Below are 20,786 nucleotides of genomic sequence, written 5' to 3'. Positions count from 1 at the left end.
CTTAACTGTTAATTTGTAATCCCTGATATCTGCATCATTTGTTATTTCCCGGGATTCTGAAGTGTAATAATATAAATAGGATTCTCGCCCATCATCATATGATAACGTCCGATTGCCTTTGAACGTGCCGCACTTAACTGCACGATTTCATTTTCTTCAAATCCAAACTCTTTCGCTGTTTCCAATGCTTCAGACACAGTCTCAAGAGTGATACAGTTGATCACGATCCGGACCTGAGGGTTCTTTTCAACCAGCAGCTTCACGATCTCTTTCAGATTTCCTGACGAGCCTCCGATAAAAGCATGGGTTGGTGTCGGAAGATCTTTCAGAGCCTCCGGTGCAAGTCCTTCCACGATCTCCAGATTATCCGCTGCAAATTTCAACTTATTCCGGTGGATCAGTTCAACTGCATCTTCCTTTTTCTCGATTGCCCAGACCTGTCCCTGATGAGCACGAAGTGCCATCTCTACTGACAGTGAGCCTGTTCCTGCGCCCACATCATAGCAGACGGAATCAGCAGTCAATCGCAGTTTGGAAAGGGATACCGTACGCACCTCTTCCTTTGTCATAGGAGCTTTGCCTCTGATAAATTCTTCATCTCTAATCCCATGCGTCTCCAGACGTGTTCCTGCATTTTCATTTACTGCACAGATGACGGACAAAGGATCACCCTTATATTCTGTCAGTTCGCTGGCAGGCTTTGCAAAAATCTTCTCATTTTCATAGGACAGATTTTCTCCCACATAAAGAAGCACATCACCCATCCCGTATTTTACCAGTTTCTCTGCCAGAACTGCTACACCGTCTGAAGTTCCGAGTATGGAAAAAACTTTCTCTGTATTACAGATATGTGAGATAAGATTACAGCCTCTTCCATGTGCACTGACGATTTTGGCATCATCCCAGGACAATCCTATTTGGGACATAAAATATACAACTGAGGAAATCCCGCACTGAATCTCTATCTCTGTATTATTTTGTGCTGAACTATCCCGTTCTTCCTCACCCTTCTCTGATCTGTTCTTTCTCTGTACTCTCAGATCCGCACTGTCCTGACACAGTACTTCCAGAAGTTTTCTGGCCCCGCTGTAGAATCCCACATCTCCGGAAAGGACGATCACAATATTGTTATACTCCGGGTGTGCATCAATATAATCCCTGATCTCCTGGCTTCTGTATTCCACGAACACATCCTGTCCCGGACGTTTCACAGAATCCACCATCCTCCTGGCACCGATCAGAAGCTCCGCCTGATCCAGGCTGTTCTTACCCTGGACAGTGAGAAGTTTTTGACTTCCCATTCCAATTCCCAGCAATGTAATATGCGGTCTGTGGGCTAAACCGAAATGCTCTGTAAGAAATCTCTTACATTCTCTCACAGACATGCCTTCCTCCTTCAGAGGACGCCCGATGATCACAGGAACTGCATCACATTCCAGGGCAGCATCGATCTTATCCTGAAATCCCCCTGCTTTTCCTGTATCCTTTGTGACCAGATATCTGCAGTCATACTGTCTGAGCATTGCAGCATTCAGCTCTCTGGAAAAAGGCCCCTGCATTCCTATCAGATGTTTTCCCTCAAATCCCAGCTCTGCACAGGCTTTCATCACATTGGGCAGAGAAAGGACTCTTGCATAAAGACGGTTCTGATAATCCTTCATGCCTGTAAAGCCGGCCAGCTCCTTGCTTCCTGTTGTCAGCAGTACATTTCCCTGGGTCTGATCCAGATAATCTGCAGCAGCCTGAACACTGTCCACATATACTGCCCTGTCCTCATGTTCTCCTGCTTCTCTCAGCACCCTGTAATATGCTGTCTGCGTATTCTCACAGGCTGTCCTGATATTTACAGTCACCTCAGCAGCATAAGGATGAGTGGCATCCAGCACCATTTCCGGTTTCTCCTGTAAAAAGGTCTCCTCCATGGCCGCTGCATCCAGTCTTCCGGTCTGCACAGTGAGGAATTCACTTTCTGTAAGAGATTTGCTGCCATATTCTGTGGCAACAAATCCCTTTGTCTCTATCTTATGATCTGCCAGAAACCGGCAGATCTCGTATCCTTCTGTTGTTCCCGCAAAAACAAGAACTTTATACATTCCTATATCCCCTCGGTGTTACCATCTTATTGTTGATTTCCTTTGTCTGAGAATTACCGATAAATACTGTGGTAAACATATCCACCTGTGTATCTCTCAGTTCCTTTAATGTCATTACATGAGCTTCTTCGCCTTCTCTTGCAATATTGGAAACTGTTCCGCAGATGGTATCCGGTGATTTGTATTTCATCATCAGATCACAGGCTTTCTGCAGATAATCATGACGTTTTTTACTTGACGGATTGTAAAGACATACAACAAAATCTGCCTGGGCTGCTGCCAGAAGTCTTGCCTCTATCTTTTCCCATGGTGTGAGAAGGTCGCTTAAGCTGATCAGACAGAAGTCATGGATCAGAGGTGCACCCAGAACAGCAGCTCCACCTGTTGCAGCTGTCACACCCGGGATGATCTCCAGTTCTGTTTCCGGATAATTGACACCAACCTCATACATCAGACCTGCCATACCGTAAACTCCTGCATCACCGCTGCAGATCATGGAAACAGTTTTGCCTTTCTTTGCCTCTTCAAAAGCAAGTACACAGCGGTCCACTTCCTTTTTCATTGGTGTAGTCATAAATTCTTTTCCCGGAAAATATTCCTTCACCAGGTCTACATATACGGTATATCCGATGATCGCATCACTTTCATTCATGGCGCGGATCGCTTTTCCTGTCATCTGGTCATAAGCTCCCGGTCCGATTCCGATTACATATATTTTACTCAAAATGTATCCTCCATTCCCTGGCAGCCACTGCTGTGGTCACACCATTTTCTCCTGTTTTTCTCTGCAGCAGCCTGCCATTTCCACTGGCAAGGACTGCACTTCTCTCACAGACATTGTCCACACCTGTGATCTTTTTTACAAAAGGTGAGGGAGTAAATTCTCCAGGCACCTGTTTCAGTTCTTCTTCTGTATAAGTCACAAAAGGAATCTGCCAGTCCTGTGACAATGACAGGATTCCCTGTTCTTCTTTCTTCAGATCGATACTTGCAATCTGCTCAAATGCTTCTTTATAAAATCCGGATCTGTCCAGCACCTTCTGCGCTTCCTCTGCGATTCCACGGGCATCCTTGTCTTTCCTGCAGCCCATGCCCAGAGTCAGACATTTCGGAACTACCTGTGTGGTAGAAATAAAAGGATTACAGGAAGTATGTACAGTAACCGCAACTCCGCAGTCTATATTCGTACAGTCTGTCCCTGTTCCATCAAAATCAGAGCTTTTCTGTGTTTCCTCTTCTGATCTGTCATCCGTACTGTTGACAGGATTCCCATATTCGTCACACCGGATCAGCCCCTCTGGCAGTTCGCCGTCCGTCGGAAACTCACTGTAAAATCCAACTTTCTTTCCTGCCAGAAGTGCAGCAGAGACTTCCTTTGCTGCTTTCATGTTAAAGATATTGCAATTGTTTTTCTTTGCAAAAACATCTACTGCAAAACGACGATGCAGGTCTGTGGCTGTTGTGACCACTGGTATAGCATCCAGAATTTCTGCTGTTTTTAGCGCCAGTTCATTGGCACCGCCCAGATGTCCTGACAGAAGGGAAATGACAAACTTTCCACACTCATCTACGACCAGCACCGCAGGGTCTGACTTCTTTGACGCTACATAAGGCGCAATGCTGCGGACGGCAATTCCGGTGGCACCGATAAAGATCAGTGCATCTGAATCAGAAAATTTCTCTCCTGCCCATGCAGAGGTACTGATCTGAATAGAATCCGGAAGATATTTACTTTTTTTATCCAGTTCTGCTGTCATACCGGCAGCTTCCAGACCCCGGCATAATCTCTCCCCGGTCTGCTGACCGGTAAGGCTGAAGCATATAAGTGCAACCTTCACTGTTATATTCCTTCTCTTTCTCCTGTTTACAGTAATCTCATAAACGATAGCAATTCCTTAAGGTTACCAGATTCTATGAGTGATGTGTTTTTGATTTCACAGCTTCACGAAATTCTGTAGTAAACTCCGGATCATACAGTTTGGAGCGGTCATAGTGTGCTGCTGCAACTGTATCTCCGATGATCATCAGAGCAGTTTTTGTAATATTATTTTCTGCAGCCGTTTTTGCCAGTGTTCCCACTGTGCAGACGAAGGTCTTCTGTTCCGGCCAGGTTGCCTTATATACAATGGCTGCAGGTGTTTCTGCTGTGTAACCGCCTTCAATAAGACGTCTGCTCAGTTCTTCCAGCATTCCTGTACTTAAGAATACAACCATAGTTGCCTGATGAGCCGCAAATGACTGAATGCTTTCCTTGGACGGAACCGGAGTTCTGCCTTCCATTCGTGTAATGATCACACTCTGGGAAATATCCGGCAGAGTATATTCCAGATTCAGGGCACTTGCAGCACCGCAGAATGCACTGACACCCGGACAGTAATCATAAGCGATATTTTTCTCATCCAGAATATCCATCTGTTCACGGATTGCACCGTAAATACATGGATCTCCGGTATGAAGGCGGACAGTTGTCTTTCCCTCTGCTTCCGCCTTCTCGATCACATGGATCACTTCCTCCAGTGTCATTTTTGCACTGTTGTGGATAGTGCAGATGTCCTTTGTATATTCCAGAAGCTTTGGATTTACCAGTGATCCTGCATAGATCACCACATCTGCTTCCTCCAGATACTGTTTTCCTCTTACTGTGATAAGATCCGGTGCTCCCGGACCTGCTCCTACGAAATGTACCATAATCTATCATTCTCCTTATTATAAATTTATTTCAACTGTTCAATACTTTCACAGTTGTGAGTCAAAATCCATTCAAGCGGATATTCGCAATCCGCTTCGCTACTTGCTCATAACCGAATAACTGCTCCGCAGTTTATCAGAAGGAGCTTGCACTCCTCCTGATACAAGCAAGTCCCCACCCACTGCTTATTGCTTTTCGCAATTGAAGCAGGGGACTTACTTGATTCGGTTAAAATCGCCTTTGCGATAGGATCTTTACTGTGCCTCATCATTCTGTGCATTAATCAGCTTTATCAGCTTCTCTGCATCTGCAGTCTGCCCCAGATACCCATAAGTATTATTAAAAATCACTGCCCCCAGAAGGATCTGCTCATAGGATCTGTGATTTAAATAAAACTGGATCCTGTCCAGGATCTCTTTCATGGTCTTCTGAAGTATCTGATATTTTTCCAGAATGTCTATTGCTTCATCTGTAGTAGATGCATTCAGGATTTCCTTTGCACACTCCAACGATGCTCCTGCCCGGATCGCATTGGATGCCAGCACTTCCATCCTGGCATCTGCACTGTGGGAATGGGTATTCATGATTCCTGCTGCAACTTTTACAAACTTTCCGATATGAGCAATGAAAAGGATTCCCTTAACTCCCATATCAATTGCCATGTCAATGGTCTCACCTACATAATTGCTGCATTTAATATTTTTTTCATAAGGGAGATCCATATGCTCCCGCAGATAATCTGCCCCGTAATTTCCCGGTGTTACCAGAAGATATTCTTCTCCCTGGAAAAAATGCTGCTTCATCTCTACATTGATACTCTGTACAAGAGCAGCTTCGCTCATAGGTTCTACAATCCCGGAAGTTCCCAGAATGGAGATTCCTCCCACAATTCCCAGACGTGGATTAAAGGTTTTCTTTGCAATCTCCACACCTTCAGGAACGGAAATGATGATTTTCAGACCACCCTCATAATCATATTTCTCAGCGATTTCTGTGGCTTCACGCAAAATCATGGCCTTTGGCACAGGATTAATAGCTGCTTCCCCGATTTTCTGGGAAAGTCCGGCTTTTGTTACCCTTCCCACGCCAACGCCTCCGTCAAGGATGATTCCCGGTTCTTTTGTCTTCTGCACTGTGGCATAGACCAGAATTCCATTGGTAGTATCTGGATCATCTCCTGCATCCTTCTGAATTGCACAGGTCACTCTATCCTCTTCAATTCGGATATCTTTCAGTTCCAGTGTAAGCAGGATTCCCTTAGGAGTCATCAAGGTGACAGCCTTCTGCATGACACCACCCAGCAGGATCTCTGCAGCACCCTTACATGCAGCTGCTGCGCAGGAGCCTGTTGTATAGCCAAACCTCATTTTTTTATTGCCACGTATCACGTAGTAATCTTCCAGTCCGTTTTTCATGACGCCTCCCTTGCTGCATTGTTGTCACATTCTGTCTGCAGATTACTCCACAGCATTGCTATACATAAAAAGGAGGGATTTCTGTGTGCAACAAAATCCCTCCTGAAAGTTCTTTTCCCGAAATATCCTCTGGTTGCCGCAGATCATATTTCCTCTCTACAATGAAAAGCAGACAGTATCTGGCTGTTACAGTAACGGACTTGCGCAGGAATTTCACCTGACTTCCTGTAATGCTTTTCCAGAATTATTTCCGAGAATCATTATATAATTTTGAGCAGTAAAAGTCAACGCATTTCATGGTTATACCGCCTTGTTATACTACCTTATGCTTCAGCCATTTCCTGCTGTGGAAGCGAAGAGAAAATACGATTCCCCGCACTGTCCAGTCAGTAAACATTCCAATCCATACAGCCATTGGGCCGAAGCCTCTGAAACGGATCAGATATACACAAAGACAAAAACGGAATGTCCACATAGTGATACAGGATGTGATCATAGAAAATTTTACATCTCCGGCTGCTCTGAGGCCATAGGCAGGGATAAATGCCAGAGTCCATACAATAGGTTTGACAACCGTTATCCAGGATATCATATGGAAACACATTCTTGCACTTTCCGGTTCCATACCACCCAGCTTTGTGACCGGAATGGTTAAGGCAAACACCAAAAGACAGCTTGCAACAACAATGATTTCTGCAAGAACACTTAATTTCTTAATATAGTAAACTGCCTCATCCTTTCTGCCCGCTCCCAGACACTGTCCTACTACAGTCATCAGACCGATTCCTACACCGATAGCTGCAATACCGTTAAGGTTCTCAAGGATATTCGTCATTGCCTGAGCTGCAATGGCTACCGTCCCCAGTGTAGATACGGAAGACTGTATTGCCAGCTTTCCAAGCTGAAACATGCTGTTTTCTATGCCGGACGGGATTCCCAGAGCCAGAACTCTTCTAATCATTTTTCCATCCGGACGGATCTGTCTGTAATTTCTGACTACAATAGGCTGTCTGTCCATACGAAGCTGCCAGAGTACCACTACAGCACAGAAGACTCTGGATGCAAGAGTTGCGATGGCAGCTCCTGCCACTCCCATATTGAATCCCCAGATCAGCGCCGCATTTCCGCCGATATTAATCACATTTGAAATAACCGATACTGTCATTGGCCCTCTGGTATTTCCCTGGGACCGGAATATGGATGCTCCCGCATCATAAAGTGCTATAAATGGGAAGGATAATGCCGTATAGAAGAAATACACCTGAGAGGCAGTCATAACATCTGCTTCTACTTTTCCGAATATCAGTTTTAACAGCAGCACACGAAACAGCAGGCACAGAGCAGTCACTGCTACGGATATGGCAGTAATGATAAATAATACCTGTCTTGCTGATTTATTTGCCATTTCATGATTTTTCTGACCTATGTACTGTGAACAGAGGATTGCACCGCCTGCTGCCAGCGCCGAGAACGCCTGGATCACCAATACATTGATGGAATCCACCAGAGATACCGCGGATATTGCAGCAGAGCCTACATTGCTGACCATCATGGTATCCACAGTTCCCATCAGGGAATTCAGTACCTGTTCAAAAATAACCGGTATCAACAGGGTTCGGAGCATTTTGTTCGTGAAAATATGTTGCTGTTCTTCCATTTTCGTCAATTCCTCTTTTTTACTTTACCCGAATTATTTATTTTTCCTGTAAATCAACATCAAGCCCTTGAGAAGCAGTTCTTCATCCAGGATGATTTCCTTTCTGCAGTGAGGCACAATCTTCTTTGCCAGACCGCCGGTAGCAATCACAGTTGTTTTTTCTCCAAGTTCTTCTTCTATGCGGTCAATAATTCCGTCCAAAGCCGCCGCATTGCTATAAAGCACCCCACTTTTCATACACTCAATTGTATTTTTTCCGATAATATGTCTGGGTGCATCGATGCTGATTCCACTAAGCTGGGAAGCTCTGGCAGTGAGCGCATCCAAAGAAATTCCCACACCTGGCATGATCATACCACCTACATATTGTTTCTTGCTGTTCACCACTGATATTGTAGTAGCAGTGCCCATATCGATCACCACAAGAGGAACCGGATAGCTAGCCAGTCCTGCCACCGCATCAGCCACCAGATCAGCTCCCAGCTGTCCCGGATTATCCATCACAATATTCAAACCAGTCTTTACACCAGGCCCCAGCACCATAACCTCTTTTTTCAGAATTTTCTCTGCTGCCAGTTTTGCAATATCTGTAATCTGAGGCACAACAGAAGAAATAATGCACCCCTCAATGTCTGTCCGTTTTATATGATAAATATCCAGTACAGTTTTAAGATCTACCGCATACTCCAGCTCTGTCTTTGTGTGCACTGTCGAAAGCCGCTCTGTAAAATAAATCTTTTCTTCATCTATACATCCAACTACAATGTTCGTATTTCCTATATCAATTGCTAAAATCATTCTGTCATTTCCTTATCTTTTTTACAATTTACTATAAATTATATAACATGAAAAGAGACTGCCGCAAATCTCTTTTGTGCAACAGCCTCCCTTTCTATCCTTTTCTTTATTTGCTGCCCGCTGTCATAACCAGAATTTTATCCAGAAGTCTGCCAGCCGCACCTTCTTTTGTCATAAGAGGAAGTGAAATTTCCTCTTCCCGGGTGATCAATGTTAGTACATTTGTGTCTCCCTGGAATCCGGCACCCTCTACTTTTACATTGTTTGCTGCAACCATATCCAAGTTTTTCTTTACCAGCTTTGCTCTGGAATTCTCGATCACATTTTGGGTTTCCATGGAAAATCCACACAAAAACTGTCCCGTTGGCTTATGTTCTCCCAGATATTTCAGAATATCATCTGTTCTCTCCAATTCTATGGACATCTGTCCCTCTCTCTTCTTGACTTTCTCGTCGCTGACATTTGCAGGGCGATAATCCGCAACTGCCGCCGCTTTAATGATAATATCCTGTTCATTACTGATAGAAGTCACTGCTTCATACATATCCTTTGCAGTCACAACAGGTACCAGATTTACAAACATTGGCGGCTCGATAGCAGTGCATCCACTCACCAGCGTAACATCTGCGCCACGAAGCATGGCAATTTTCGCAATTGCATATCCCATTTTTCCGGAAGAATGATTCGTGATATATCGCACAGGGTCAATTGCCTCCTGTGTCGGACCTGCTGTTACCAAAATTTTTTTACCCTTCAGATCCTTTTCACAGGCAGTTTCTCTTTCAATATAAGCAAGCAATGTCTCTGGTTCAGGCATCTTGCCCGCACCTGTATCACCACATGCCAGATATCCGTTTGCCGGTGCGATCACTTCATATCCATAATGCTCCAGAATTTTAAGGTTATCCTGTACAACAGGGTTTTTAAACATATTTGTATTCATGGCTGGTGAAATGAATTTCTTACATTTACATGCCATGATCGTGGTGGTAAGCATATCATCTGCAATCCCATGAGCCAGCTTGCCAATCACATTTGCGCTTGCCGGTGCGATCATCACTAGGTCTGCCTTCTTTGCAATGGATATATGCTCTACCTGAAACTGAAAATTCCGGTCAAAGGTGTCTACCAGGCATTTATTTCCTGTGAGAGTTTCAAAAGTAATGGGATTGATAAAATTTGTAGCGTTTTCTGTCATCAGTACATGCACATCTGCATGACGCTTCTTTAATGCGCTGGCCAGACTGGCGATCTTATATGCCGCAATGCTGCCCGTCACACCCAGTAATACAGTTTTTCCCTCAAGCATTTTCAAATTCTCCATCAGTCTATAATCGTAACTTTCTCGATCACAGGCTGCTCCTCTTTTGAAATGGTTCCATTATCATCTGTAGGTTTTGCATCCTCACAAATCTTATCCACAATATCCATACCCTCTGTTACATGTCCGAATCCGGCATAATCCCCATCCAGGAAGGTGCTGTCTGCCTGTACAATAAAGAACTGAGAGCTTCCACTGTCCGGGTCCTGGGCTCTTGCCATGGAAATAGTTCCTCTTGTATGGGAAATATTATTTTCCACGCCATTGTTGCTGAATTCTCCCTTGATGTTCTCATCAGATCCACCGGTTCCATCTCCATTAGGGTCTCCTCCCTGGATCATAAATCCCTCAATAATACGATGGAAAGTAAGTCCGTCATAAAATCCATCCTGGGCAAGCTTTACAAAATTTGTCACTGTAACAGGTGCAGAATCTGCATCCAGCTCTACCTCAATGGTACCGTAATCCTTGACCTCTATCTCTGCATGATGTGTTCCTGTAAGCTCTTTTGAGGTATCCAGAAGTACTCCCTGCGCAGCATCTGCGCTCTCCTTATCTGCATCCTTGCTTTCAGTATCTGAACTGTCTGCTGATTCGCTTTCTGAACCATCGGAGAAGCCTGCCTCTTCTGCTTCCTTCTCGCTTACAGCCTCATCACTGTCTGATGTCCCGGATTCTGTTTTTGTATCCGTTTTACTTTCCTGCTCAGAAGTATCTTCTGCAGATGTTTCCTGTGATTTTGATGTATCTTCTGCCTTTTCACTGCTTCCGCAGCCTGCAAGCAGTCCTGCTGACATAGCTGTAATACAAAGTGCTGCCAGTAATTTTCTCTTCATAAATCTATACCTCCGATTGTTACTATTTTTTCATACCCGGTTTTACTGTGAAATCGCCAGGCTTCCTTATTGCATTATAACGTATCATTAAAAAAAAACAACTCTTTTCACATATTTTTCATGCGTATATAATGATGTTAGAGTCAAAAAGTAGGCTCTTGAAATAAATCCCAGGGACTGCTACAATAAAAAGCGACAAAACAGGCATATCGCCTGTGACCATCGTATCATATAGGAAAGTGAGGAATCCAAATGGAAAAAATAACAAGTTTCACCATAGATCATATTAAATTACAGCCCGGTATTTATGTCTCCCGCAAGGATAAAGCAGGTGACAGCGTGGTCACTACCTTTGATATCCGTATGACCTCCCCAAACGAAGAGCCTGTCATGAATACAGCAGAGCTTCATACCATCGAGCATCTGGCTGCCACATTTCTCAGGAACCACCCAGAATTCGGGTCAAAAATGCTTTACTGGGGACCAATGGGATGCCGCACCGGCAATTATCTCCTGCTGATTGGAGACTATGAATCCAGTGATATTGTACCCCTGATGACCGAGACCTTTGAGTTCATCCGTGATTTTGAGGGAGAAGTCCCCGGTGCCGCTGCAAAAGATTGCGGTAATTATCTGGATATGAATCTTCCAATGGCAAAATATCTGGCCGGAAAGTTTCTGAAAGAAGTACTTTACGATATCAAACCGGACAGGCTGGTTTACCCACAATAATCCGGTTGTTCCAAGTCAAGAGGATAAAATCATCCGCTTCCCTACTTGTTTGTTTGGATTAAAAAAGAGGAAACGCATTCCGTCACAATGCGCTTCCTCTTTTTATTTTATAATTTTGTTTTTTATTGATTACTGCTCTGCGTACTCATCCTATGCTGCTGCCTGGTCTGATGATCCGTCCTGAGTTCCTTCAGGTGCTGTAGTTGTTACAAAGTCACCGCTTGCATAACATACCTGTCCATTGTAATCTACACGAATCCATCCATTCTCACATACCCCCGTGCTGTTTAAGGTTGTACCAGCTGCTACACTTGTCACCAGTTCTGCATCTGCACTTGCATCTGAGCGAAGATTCAATTCAGAAGCTGCATAATAGGTACCGTTTTTCACCTCAACCTTTACCCCACTGGCAGTCTGCTCTGTGGTCACCTCCGGTATGGGAGTTGCCTCCGGTGTAGGTGTCACTTCCGGTGTAGGTGTCACCTCCGGTGTAGGGGTAACTTTTACGATCATAACACTGGAATCAATGGTAGGATCAAATCCACAGCCGGAAGCTGCAAAAGCCAGACCCAATACCAGAACCAGCAAAAGTGATTTTTTCATAAGTAAGTAATCCTCCTTTTGCATTTTTCAATGCTATACTATCCTTTAATATACACGATTTGGCAAAAACTTGCAAGTATCAATCAGCCATTGTAGATTTTTCGATTTCATATTATAATTGTCTTAAAAGGAGGTATTTTTATGAAAAAAAGCAAATTTTTATATAGTCTGCCATTTAAGCTTCTGGTTAGTGTAGCCTTGGGTATGGGATTCGGCCTGCTTTTAAATTTCAACTCTGAATCCGCCTTCACCACGACTGCATTAAATGTTATCGTAACTCTGAAATATATTCTGGGGCAGTTGATCAATTTCTGTGTTCCTCTGATCATTATCGGTTTTATCGCCCCATCCATAACCCAGCTTGGTAACAATGCTTCCCGCATGTTGGGGATTGCTGTTTTTATCGCCTATTTTTCTTCCATAGGGGCAGCTTTATTCTCTACAGCTGCAGGCTACCTGCTGATTCCATATTTATCTATCCGCTCCAGTGCAGACAGCCTGAGAAGTCTTCCTGATGTAATTTTTCAGCTTTCTATTCCACAGATCATGCCTGTCATGAGTGCTCTGGTTCTGGCTGTTATGCTGGGTCTGGCTTCTGCATGGACCAAAGCACAGCTGATGACTTCCCTGCTGAAGGAATTTCAGAATATTGTTCTTTCCCTGGTATCCCGGATCCTTATTCCGATCCTTCCTCTGTTCATTGGACTGACCTTCTGTTCTCTGGCTTACGAAGGAACTATTACCAGACAGCTTCCTGTATTCCTGAAAGTTATTGTCATTGTATTACTGGGTCATTTTATCTGGCTGTTTCTCCTGTATACTGCTGCCGGAATCTATGCCAGAGAAAATCCTCTGAAAGTTATACGCCACTATGGTCCCGCCTATCTTACTGCAATAGGCACCATGTCCTCAGCAGCCACCCTTGCCGTAGCACTTCAGTGTGCTGGAAAAGCTAAGCCCCTGAGAAAGGATATGGTTCAGTTTGGTATTCCTTTATTTGCCAACATTCATCTCTGTGGCTCTGTGCTGACAGAAGTTTTTTTCTGCATGACAATTTCCAAAATCCTGTATGGTGCTGTACCGGCGCCCGGGACTATGGCTCTTTTCTGCATTCTTCTGGGAGTTTTTGCCATAGGTGCTCCCGGAGTTCCCGGTGGAACTGTCATGGCCTCTCTCGGACTTCTCACCGGTATACTGAAATTCGGAGATTACGCCACTGCTTTAATGCTCACGATCTTTGCACTTCAGGACAGCTTCGGAACTGCCTGCAATATTACCGGAGACGGCGCACTCACTCTGATTCTTACCGGCTATGCAAAGAAACATCATATTGAAGAGCAGCACATTTCTATCTAGTACATCGTTTCGTAAATAACTATACCAATCGCGTAGGATGCGGATTCGAGTGTGCAGGTCTAAAAACGCAGGCGTAGCGGGCTACGCTGAGGCTTTTAGACCTGTGCAATCGGATTCGCAGACAAGTGAGTGGTATAGTTATTTCGAAAACGATGTACTAGTATATAGTTATTTCGAAATCGATGTACTAATCTACGGGCGGATAATTTTATCCGCCCCCATCATTCGTTCAGTAATGGTATACATATCCGTAACCTTTCCTACCAAAAGCTTCTCCATCAGGCCATAATGTTTCAGGCAGGTACCACAGGTCAGTATCTCTGTCCCTTCTGCTTCCATTTTCTTCAAATCTTCTATGCTGTCAGAACCTTCTGTAGTAAGCTTCGCTCCTCCGTTGTAAAAAAGGATTGTATCCACATGGGTCTCCATCTGTGATAAAGCATATAAAAAGCCCTTGATCAGAACTTTTCCCAGTTCATCATCTCCCTTTCCCATAACATCAGCGGAAATCACTGCTACCTTTACTTTCTTTCCCGGCATTTCACAGACAAACTCCTCTTCCTTCACTTCTGTGCCTGTCTGTTCGGTCTGAACCTTCATTTTTACCCTGTATTTTTTTACCTCCAGTTTTTCTGACACAAAGGTACAACCGGTTTTATTTGCCAATCTGCTGAGATTGTTTACCGCAGTCTCATTGTCAACCAGGATTTCTATTTCATCTCCTGTTCCCGACTGATCGATCACCTTTTTTGTCATTACCACCGGTATGGGACACTGTTTTCCCAATGCATTTACTTCATATTTCATTTCAGATCACCTCATTTAGTTTTTTTGCAGGCAGATACATAGCATCATTTCTGCTTTTATCGCTTTATACATAAAAACATACCATAATTCACAGACTACTTCAACAAATTTAACCGAATCAAGCAAGTCCCCTGCGGAGGTTGCGAAAAGCAATAAGCAATCCACACTTCCTGTCAGATACCGCGAATAAATGTACAAACTTGCGAATGAGTCTGGAATCTTTTATACTGAATATATATAATGATGTTAGGGCCAAAATCACTTTGCCCCTAACCTGATATCAGGAGGTTCTGTTATGCTCACACAGATTCTGTCTGCCATCCACAATGTAGGCACTTTGCTTTTTGGAATTTACTGTTCCGCCTTTTTTCTTGGTGTAAAATCAAATAAGAAAAATATTTTATCCCTGTTCCTGCTGTTTTGTGTTCAAGGTTCCCTGTACCTCATTAATTCAGCATTTTTCGGAGAGGCACTTGCCCTGCAATTCTATCCTTTAATTATACATTTACCTTTAATCCTGTTTTTATCTTTTTATTACAAATTTCCTCTGATTTCTTCCTGTGTTTCGGTTTTCTCCGCATATCTTTGCTGTCAGCTGAGTAACTGGATCGGATTATTTGCACTAAATCTAACAGGTACAGAATGGTGCTACTATTCTGCCAGAATACTGACTACGTTTGGAACATTTATCATTCTTTATAAATATGTTTTTCGTTCCACCCGTACCATTTTTGCAAAAGGCACCCGGGAACTGAGTATCATCGGATTCTTGCCTTTTGTTTATTATATTTTTGATTATGCATCTACCAAATTCTCCAGTCTGCTGTATTCCGGAAACAAAGCAGTCGTTGAATTTATGGGATTCGCTTTCTGTATTGCATATCTGGTATTTCTTATGATTTATTTCAGAGAATATGAAAACAAGCAGGAACTAAAGCAGTACAGTAACCTGATGGAAATTCAGCTTCAGTCCATGCAGAAAGAAATTGATCAGGTAAAAATCAGCAGTCAAAAACTGGCAATCCTGCGTCATGATATGCGTCACCACCTAAGCATCATCCTTATACAGCTGCAAAATAATCATTTGGAAAAAGCACAGGAATATATCAAAGAGATCAGCTCAGCATACGCTGATACCATTATTTCCAATTACTCCCCAAATGAAATGCTGAACTCTGTAATCTCTATCTATGATTCCCGCTTCACAGACAGGGGATTTTCTCTTGACTGTAATATTTCTACAGGAAAAGATCTGCCCTGTTCTGACCTTGCATTCTGTACAATTTTGTCAAATGCACTTGAAAATTCCATGCATGCATTAGAACAGGCAGACAGACAATCCAGATGGTCCAGACTTACTATTTCTCAAAAAAAGAAACATCTTATGCTCCAGGTTGAAAACCCTGTAGCAAAAATGCCGGAATTTGTAGATGGTATTCCTGTTTCAGCAAAAGAGGGACATGGCATCGGAGTCAAAAGCATTATTTATTATGTTGAACAGCTAAACGGACAGTGCCAATTTTCTGTATCTGATCAACTCTTTATTTTAAAAATTTTCATATAACCTATTTACATTCCAGTTCCTTTGCTTGTCTGTAAATCTCGCAGGCTCCTGTATTTACGCACCTTTCATGGGCACAATCCATAAATGACAGTGTTTTTTCGTTATCTTGTATGGTATATTCACAGCATACTGTCTGCCCCATATTACAAGTACGACAAAAACCACTGATAAATTCCTCTTCTATTTTCAAATTTTCCATCTCCTTCTTATCATCTCTTTCGTGGCAATGTCTGTTTCATCGGACATTGCCATTTGGTTATTTTACACAATTTCAATTTTAGTTATCTTATTTTTTATTGCATTTTATACGATACCGACTTATAATAATATTAGTACATCCACTTATTATATTCCCTAAAAATCATATGATGTCAGTAACTCTATAATATCACAGCTTTAATTCTAAATCAAAATAATAAGAAAAGAGGGAACATTATGAACAAAGAACTTTATGATGAGGCCGTGAGGTCAAATGTATTATCAAAAGCATTAATCAGTACACTTCTGGAGAGTATGGATTACAGTAGTATTTCCTTTATCAACTGGACTGTGGAGGTTTTGAAGGTAATCCGCACCCGCCTGGAACGTGGAGATAAGATCATTGATGAAGTATCTGGAATCACCTATGACCTGAATTCTTTTCATAAATTTGTTAAAACTAATTTTTCTTCTTATATAACCAGCCAGGTCTTTGATACACCTGACAAAGCTGAAAAAGTATACTTCTCTTTGGAAAAAGCCTCCCCTGATGGTCATGCTTACAATATGATCATGACAGATTCCTCAAAGAACAAAACCTACAAATGGATTTCCAGTCTCAGTGAACGTTTCTCCCTGGTAGAAATGATCGCTACCGGTATTGTCTATCTAAAGGATATTAAGACCAATACTTACCAGCCATTTATATCCGGAAATGGAAAATATTGCAGATATGATTCTGAAAATGGACAAATAGTAGAATTATAATTTTTCACAACAAAACCCCTGTCAAAATTATGACAGGGGTTTCATACTTATTCTTTAATTAGTTATTAATAAGTTTGTCTTCGCCATTCCAGCTGTAAAGTTTACGGATCTCTTCGCCAACTTTTTCAGACTGATGCTCTGAAGCTAATTTTCTCATAGCTTTGAAGTGAACCTGTGCACCTGCATCAGACATATCAAGTAAGAAGTCTTTTGCAAATGTACCATCCTGGATATCAGAAAGAATTTTCTTCATAGCTTTCTTTGTATCTTCTGTGATGATCTTAGGTCCTGTGATGTAATCGCCATATTCAGCAGTATTGGAAATAGAATATCTCATTCCTGCGAATCCTGACTGATAAATCAGGTCTACGATCAGTTTCATTTCATGAATACATTCAAAGTATGCATTTCTTGGATCATAACCAGCTTCAACAAGTGTTTCAAAACCTGCCTGCATAAGTGCACAAACACCACCGCAAAGTACAGCCTGCTCACCGAAAAGGTCTGTCTCTGTCTCTACACGGAATGTAGTTTCAAGAAGACCAGCTCTTGCTCCGCCGATTCCAAGACCATATGCCAATGCAAGATCCTGAGCTTTTCCTGTGTAATCCTGCTCTACAGCGATAAGACAAGGTGTTCCTTTTCCAGCCTGATACTCACTTCTTACTGTATGACCAGGTGCTTTAGGAGCAATCATTGTAACGTCAACATTCTTTGGTGGTTTGATGCATCCGAAATGGATATTGAAACCATGAGCAAACATTAACATATTGCCTTCTTCAAGGTTTGGCTCGATGGATTCTTTGTAAAGTTTAGCCTGTAATTCATCATTGATAAGAATCATGATGATATCTGCCTGTTTAGCTGCTTCAGCTGCTGTATATACCTTAAAGCCCTGCTCTTCAGCTTTCTTCCAGGATTTGCTGCCTTCGTAAAGACCGATAATGACATCACATCCGGATTCCTTTAAGTTCAGAGCATGTGCATGTCCCTGGCTTCCGTATCCAATAATTGCAATTTTTTTACCATCCAGTAAGCTTAAATTACAATCTTCCTGATAAAAAATCTTGTTAGCCATTTTAATTTTCCTCCTGCTAATTTGTAAAAAAATTTATCGTTAAGGGATTCTCCCCTAGCAAACTATGTAATAATCAAGCTATAAAAAAGTCACATCATCTGAACCTCTGGATAATCCGGTAACACCTGTACGGGCCATCTCCAGGATTTCATAGTCCTTCATCAGATCAATAAATGCTTCCAGCTTATTATGAGTACCTGTCATTTCCAGTATAAGGGATTCCTTACTCACATCCACAACCTTGGCATGGAATATATCTGCAATGGAAATAATTCCCTGTCTCTGTTCCGGTCTGGCCGATACCTTCACCATAAGCAACTCATGGCATACACTGTTATCCGGTTCCAGGATCTTGATATCTCTTACATCAACAAGCTTGGCAAGCTGATTTGTGATCTGTTCCAGAATCAACTCATCGCCGCTGCACACAACAGTAATCCTGGAAAACCGGTCATCTGCCGTTACACCGCCTGTAATGCTGTCAATATTATATCCTCTGCGGCTGAACAGACCAGATACCCGGGTAGTCACACCTGCAGTATTATCTACCAACAGGGATAATACTCTCTTCTGCATGTTTCACCTGCTTTCAACGCACTTCATCAACGCGTTAATATAATAAATAGTTTGTATGGTTACCATTATATCAACAATCAACGTTTTGTCAATGATATTTTTGGTCAAACCAATCGGTTTTTTTTACTGATTTTTGGCTATTTTGAAAAAAATCATCAGATCAGATACTTTTCCCGCAGTTCCTCAATCATTTTGGGTTTCAGATAGAGCGCATCCCTGAAAAATCTTTCCATAGTGCCATACTCTTCCAGCACGGATTTATATGCAGTATCCAGGTAGTCCTCTCTGACCTGATACAATGCTGTCAATTTCTCTTCTGTATCTGCTCCTGCTTCCGGCCAGGTCTGAGACAGACGCAGCATATATTTAAGCTCCGATGACAGATAACGATTTGTGCGCAGATAATCCTGATAAATAATATCCTTCTTTACACCCAACAGTGCCAGAAGTAAGGCTGTAGCCAGCCCGGCTCTTCCTCTTCCTGTGTCGCTGTGCCAGAGAAGTGCCCCTTTTTCATGATGGTAAACCACATCCACAAACCTGGCAAACTGCTTGATAGCATAGAGATCCGTGCCTATCTGTGCATAGAAATTTCTCACATATTCCCAGGGATCGGCCGGAATTTTCTGCAAAAGTTCACGGATATCTCCGGTATCGCACAGGCCGGAAACCTCCTCCAGAATGGGAATGTGATAATATTCCACCCCTGCCATAATAAGATCCGGTTTTTTCCTGATTTCCGCGCCGGACCGCAGATCAATCACTGCTTTCAGATTATATGCTTCCATAAGAAGTTCCTTATCTGCCTGACTGATATGATACAGGGCTCCGCTGCGCAGAAGCCTTTTAGGCAGAATATGTCTGCCATCTTCCGTGACAATCGCACCCAGATCCCTGGTATCCGACAGGCTCTGAAGAAGCACTCTTCCTCCTTTAGGAAAGCCTGTTGCCATATCCGGATTCAGTGCCCTGAGAAGGCGGATACAATCTTGTACCTCTCTCTGGCTCATATCAAATTTATACCGTTTTTTTCTCCTGGTAACGATCACAAGATAATTTATGCTCAGCTGCCTGTCATCGCCTTCATCTGCGCCTTCTTTTCGCATATAGGCCCATACAATGTCTCTACATGGAAGACTGTTTATCATCATATGTCTGGTAAATACCAGAAATCCATCTTCAATTCGTATCTTTCCGTACTTCATGTTTCACCACTCCACTATCTACGGTTTTTCAAAATTTCTTTTTCAGAATAGCATAGAAATCCGTATTTGACAATTCCTGACAAATGTTTATAATCATGAATGTTATTAATTTTGAAAGGACACCTGTTATGGAAAATCTTGTTTTCTGTCTTAATGCCACCATTCCCATTTTTCTTACTTTGATGCTGGGACTTTTTTTCAGACGGATCGGACTTTTTGATGACACCTTTGTAAGCCGCCTGAACAAATTTGTATTTAATGCCGCACTTCCTGCACTTTTGTTTCTGGATATTGCAGAGTCTGACTTTTACAGTGTTTGGAATACGAAATTTGTATTGTTCTGCTTCTTTGTAACACTGATCAGTATTGGAATTTCCACAGGACTTTCCTATTTACTGAAGCCACGCAATATTCAGGGTGAATTTATCCAGGCTTCTTACCGCAGCAGTGCTGCCATCCTTGGCATCGCCATTATCCAGAATCTCTACGGTAATGCAGGAATGGCTCCCCTTATGATCATCGGAAGTGTGCCTCTGTATAATGTAATGGCAGTTACCACACTTTCCCTTTTCGCACCCGGAGGTGGAAAGCTAGATACCGCAAAGCTTGTCAAAACCCTAAAGGGCATTGCCACTAATCCTATTATCCTTGGAATCCTTGTTGGCATGGTATGGTCCCTTTTACATCTTCCTCTGCCTGCAATCATAAGAACCTCTGTGAATAACCTGGGAAAAACCGCTACTCCTCTTGGTCTGATGGCTATGGGCGGTGCGCTGAAATTCGGCAAAGCCTTTTCAAGGCCAAAACCGCTGATCGCCTGTACCTTTCTGAAGCTTGTAGGATATGAAGCTGTATTTCTTCCCATTGCCGTATTATTTGGCTTCTCCCATGATATGCTGGTGGCTATCATTATCATGCTAGGCTCTGCCACTACTGTAAGCTGTTATATCATGGCCAAAAATATGGAGTATGACGGCGATTTTACTTCCGGTGTGGTTATGACTACCACTCTGTTAAGCTCCTTTACCATGACAATCTGGCTCTACATATGCAAAAGCCTGGGACTGATCTGATCCCAGGCTTTTTATAT

General features: G+C 42.8%; 20 protein-coding genes. 5 read left to right on the top strand and 15 right to left on the bottom strand.

Annotation, left to right across the window (positions count from 1 at the left end; genetic code table 11):
* Positions 1–41: 41 nt before the first annotated feature.
* The 9 genes from cobK to ACTNC6_RS02450 form a co-directional block, all read right to left on the bottom strand.
* Positions 42–2,093, bottom strand: coding sequence for a precorrin-6A reductase (gene cobK, locus ACTNC6_RS02490; RefSeq protein ID WP_441043128.1), 2,052 nt, complete (start codon positions 2,091–2,093; stop codon positions 42–44).
* Positions 2,086–2,817 carry a precorrin-3B C(17)-methyltransferase gene (gene cobJ / locus ACTNC6_RS02485; RefSeq protein ID WP_008704807.1) on the bottom strand — a complete coding sequence of 244 codons (732 nt, stop codon included), beginning with the start codon at positions 2,815–2,817 and terminating at the stop codon, positions 2,086–2,088. Before cobJ ends, cobK begins: the two co-directional genes overlap by 8 nt.
* Positions 2,810–3,931: a cobalt-precorrin 5A hydrolase gene (locus tag ACTNC6_RS02480; RefSeq protein ID WP_441034987.1), complete on the bottom strand. Its 1,122-nt coding sequence runs from the start codon at positions 3,929–3,931 to the stop codon at positions 2,810–2,812. The genes cobJ and ACTNC6_RS02480 overlap by 8 nt, the downstream gene beginning before the upstream one ends.
* Before the next feature lie 73 nt (positions 3,932–4,004).
* A complete protein-coding gene (cobM, locus tag ACTNC6_RS02475; RefSeq protein ID WP_347457334.1) occupies positions 4,005–4,781 on the bottom strand; it encodes a precorrin-4 C(11)-methyltransferase in 777 nt (258 codons plus the stop codon).
* Between the two features lie 255 nt (positions 4,782–5,036).
* Positions 5,037–6,197: a cobalt-precorrin-5B (C(1))-methyltransferase CbiD gene (cbiD, locus tag ACTNC6_RS02470; protein ID WP_441043127.1), complete on the bottom strand. Its 1,161-nt coding sequence runs from the start codon at positions 6,195–6,197 to the stop codon at positions 5,037–5,039.
* A gap of 313 nt (positions 6,198–6,510) precedes the next feature.
* Positions 6,511–7,854 (bottom strand): MATE family efflux transporter, encoded by a 1,344-nt coding sequence (locus tag ACTNC6_RS02465; protein WP_441034982.1) that lies wholly within the window; start codon positions 7,852–7,854, stop codon positions 6,511–6,513.
* 33 nt (positions 7,855–7,887) lie between these two features.
* Entirely contained in the window at positions 7,888–8,652 is a 765-nt protein-coding gene (locus tag ACTNC6_RS02460) for a type III pantothenate kinase (RefSeq protein WP_441034981.1), read from the bottom strand.
* A gap of 106 nt (positions 8,653–8,758) precedes the next feature.
* Positions 8,759–9,961, bottom strand: a complete 1,203-nt coding sequence (gene coaBC, locus ACTNC6_RS02455) for a bifunctional phosphopantothenoylcysteine decarboxylase/phosphopantothenate--cysteine ligase CoaBC (RefSeq protein WP_441034979.1) — start codon at positions 9,959–9,961, stop codon at positions 8,759–8,761.
* 14 nt (positions 9,962–9,975) lie between these two features.
* Positions 9,976–10,809, bottom strand: coding sequence for a peptidylprolyl isomerase (locus ACTNC6_RS02450; RefSeq protein WP_441034977.1), 834 nt, complete (start codon positions 10,807–10,809; stop codon positions 9,976–9,978).
* Between the two features lie 252 nt (positions 10,810–11,061).
* On the opposite strand from ACTNC6_RS02450, the gene ACTNC6_RS02445 reads away from it, so the two are divergent.
* A complete protein-coding gene (locus ACTNC6_RS02445) occupies positions 11,062–11,541 on the top strand; it encodes an S-ribosylhomocysteine lyase (RefSeq protein ID WP_173743037.1) in 480 nt (159 codons plus the stop codon).
* A 150-nt stretch (positions 11,542–11,691) separates the two neighbouring features.
* Here the strand turns inward: ACTNC6_RS02445 and ACTNC6_RS02440 are convergent, their stop codons facing one another.
* Positions 11,692–12,144, bottom strand: coding sequence for an SH3 domain-containing protein (locus tag ACTNC6_RS02440; RefSeq protein WP_441043126.1), 453 nt, complete (start codon positions 12,142–12,144; stop codon positions 11,692–11,694).
* Positions 12,145–12,285: 141 nt separating this feature from the next.
* Between ACTNC6_RS02440 and ACTNC6_RS02435 the strand changes: the two genes are divergently transcribed.
* Positions 12,286–13,500 (top strand): dicarboxylate/amino acid:cation symporter, encoded by a 1,215-nt coding sequence (locus tag ACTNC6_RS02435; RefSeq protein ID WP_441043125.1) that lies wholly within the window; start codon positions 12,286–12,288, stop codon positions 13,498–13,500.
* Positions 13,501–13,692: 192 nt separating this feature from the next.
* On the opposite strand, the gene yedF is transcribed toward ACTNC6_RS02435, so the two are convergent.
* Positions 13,693–14,307, bottom strand: coding sequence for a sulfurtransferase-like selenium metabolism protein YedF (gene yedF / locus ACTNC6_RS02430; RefSeq protein ID WP_173743034.1), 615 nt, complete (start codon positions 14,305–14,307; stop codon positions 13,693–13,695).
* A 295-nt stretch (positions 14,308–14,602) separates the two neighbouring features.
* Here yedF and ACTNC6_RS02425 point away from each other — a divergent pair, with 295 nt between their 5' ends.
* Complete coding sequence (locus tag ACTNC6_RS02425) at positions 14,603–15,871, top strand: sensor histidine kinase (RefSeq protein WP_441043124.1); 1,269 nt, start codon at positions 14,603–14,605, stop codon at positions 15,869–15,871.
* Between the two features lies 1 nt (position 15,872).
* Here the strand turns inward: ACTNC6_RS02425 and ACTNC6_RS02420 are convergent, their stop codons facing one another.
* A complete protein-coding gene (locus ACTNC6_RS02420; protein WP_441043123.1) occupies positions 15,873–16,061 on the bottom strand; it encodes a hypothetical protein in 189 nt (62 codons plus the stop codon).
* Between the two features lie 245 nt (positions 16,062–16,306).
* Here ACTNC6_RS02420 and ACTNC6_RS02415 point away from each other — a divergent pair, with 245 nt between their 5' ends.
* Complete coding sequence (locus tag ACTNC6_RS02415; RefSeq protein ID WP_441043122.1) at positions 16,307–16,837, top strand: hypothetical protein; 531 nt, start codon at positions 16,307–16,309, stop codon at positions 16,835–16,837.
* Positions 16,838–16,895: 58 nt separating this feature from the next.
* On the opposite strand, the gene ilvC is transcribed toward ACTNC6_RS02415, so the two are convergent.
* From ilvC to ACTNC6_RS02400, 3 genes are all read right to left on the bottom strand, one after another.
* On the bottom strand, positions 16,896–17,915 hold the full coding sequence (gene ilvC, locus ACTNC6_RS02410; RefSeq protein WP_441035514.1) for a ketol-acid reductoisomerase: 1,020 nt from the start codon (positions 17,913–17,915) through the stop codon (positions 16,896–16,898).
* A 78-nt stretch (positions 17,916–17,993) separates the two neighbouring features.
* A complete protein-coding gene (ilvN, locus tag ACTNC6_RS02405; RefSeq protein ID WP_019161239.1) occupies positions 17,994–18,491 on the bottom strand; it encodes an acetolactate synthase small subunit in 498 nt (165 codons plus the stop codon).
* Between the two features lie 155 nt (positions 18,492–18,646).
* On the bottom strand, positions 18,647–19,696 hold the full coding sequence (locus tag ACTNC6_RS02400) for a tyrosine-protein phosphatase (RefSeq protein WP_173743030.1): 1,050 nt from the start codon (positions 19,694–19,696) through the stop codon (positions 18,647–18,649).
* A gap of 128 nt (positions 19,697–19,824) precedes the next feature.
* On the opposite strand from ACTNC6_RS02400, the gene ACTNC6_RS02395 reads away from it, so the two are divergent.
* Positions 19,825–20,769, top strand: a complete 945-nt coding sequence (locus tag ACTNC6_RS02395) for an AEC family transporter (protein WP_433844138.1) — start codon at positions 19,825–19,827, stop codon at positions 20,767–20,769.
* Positions 20,770–20,786 lie beyond the last annotated feature (17 nt).

It is taken from the genome of Blautia sp. HCP3S3_C4 (assembly GCF_052064095.1).
Lineage (GTDB): Bacteria > Bacillota > Clostridia > Lachnospirales > Lachnospiraceae > Blautia_A.
Note: the sequence above shows the minus strand (reverse complement) of the source record. Positions and strands in the feature narration are given on the sequence as shown.

Bases quoted from the DNA above. Each gene is read 5' to 3' on its own strand.
- cobK (WP_441043128.1), bottom strand. From the start codon at position 2,093: ATGTATAAAGTTCTTGTTTTTGCGGGAACAACAGAAGGATACGAGATC.
- cobM (WP_347457334.1), bottom strand. From the start codon at position 4,781: ATGGTACATTTCGTAGGAGCAGGTCCGGGAGCACCGGATCTTATCACA.
- cbiD (WP_441043127.1), bottom strand. From the start codon at position 6,197: ATGAAAAACGGACTGGAAGATTACTACGTGATACGTGGCAATAAAAAA.
- ACTNC6_RS02465 (WP_441034982.1), bottom strand. From the start codon at position 7,854: ATGGAAGAACAGCAACATATTTTCACGAACAAAATGCTCCGAACCCTG.
- ACTNC6_RS02460 (WP_441034981.1), bottom strand. From the start codon at position 8,652: ATGATTTTAGCAATTGATATAGGAAATACGAACATTGTAGTTGGATGT.
- coaBC (WP_441034979.1), bottom strand. From the start codon at position 9,961: ATGCTTGAGGGAAAAACTGTATTACTGGGTGTGACGGGCAGCATTGCG.
- ACTNC6_RS02450 (WP_441034977.1), bottom strand. From the start codon at position 10,809: ATGAAGAGAAAATTACTGGCAGCACTTTGTATTACAGCTATGTCAGCA.
- ACTNC6_RS02445 (WP_173743037.1), top strand. From the start codon at position 11,062: ATGGAAAAAATAACAAGTTTCACCATAGATCATATTAAATTACAGCCC.
- ACTNC6_RS02440 (WP_441043126.1), bottom strand. From the start codon at position 12,144: ATGAAAAAATCACTTTTGCTGGTTCTGGTATTGGGTCTGGCTTTTGCA.
- ACTNC6_RS02435 (WP_441043125.1), top strand. From the start codon at position 12,286: ATGAAAAAAAGCAAATTTTTATATAGTCTGCCATTTAAGCTTCTGGTT.
- yedF (WP_173743034.1), bottom strand. From the start codon at position 14,307: ATGAAATATGAAGTAAATGCATTGGGAAAACAGTGTCCCATACCGGTG.
- ACTNC6_RS02425 (WP_441043124.1), top strand. From the start codon at position 14,603: ATGCTCACACAGATTCTGTCTGCCATCCACAATGTAGGCACTTTGCTT.
- ACTNC6_RS02415 (WP_441043122.1), top strand. From the start codon at position 16,307: ATGAACAAAGAACTTTATGATGAGGCCGTGAGGTCAAATGTATTATCA.
- ilvC (WP_441035514.1), bottom strand. From the start codon at position 17,915: ATGGCTAACAAGATTTTTTATCAGGAAGATTGTAATTTAAGCTTACTG.
- ilvN (WP_019161239.1), bottom strand. From the start codon at position 18,491: ATGCAGAAGAGAGTATTATCCCTGTTGGTAGATAATACTGCAGGTGTG.
- ACTNC6_RS02400 (WP_173743030.1), bottom strand. From the start codon at position 19,696: ATGAAGTACGGAAAGATACGAATTGAAGATGGATTTCTGGTATTTACC.
- ACTNC6_RS02395 (WP_433844138.1), top strand. From the start codon at position 19,825: ATGGAAAATCTTGTTTTCTGTCTTAATGCCACCATTCCCATTTTTCTT.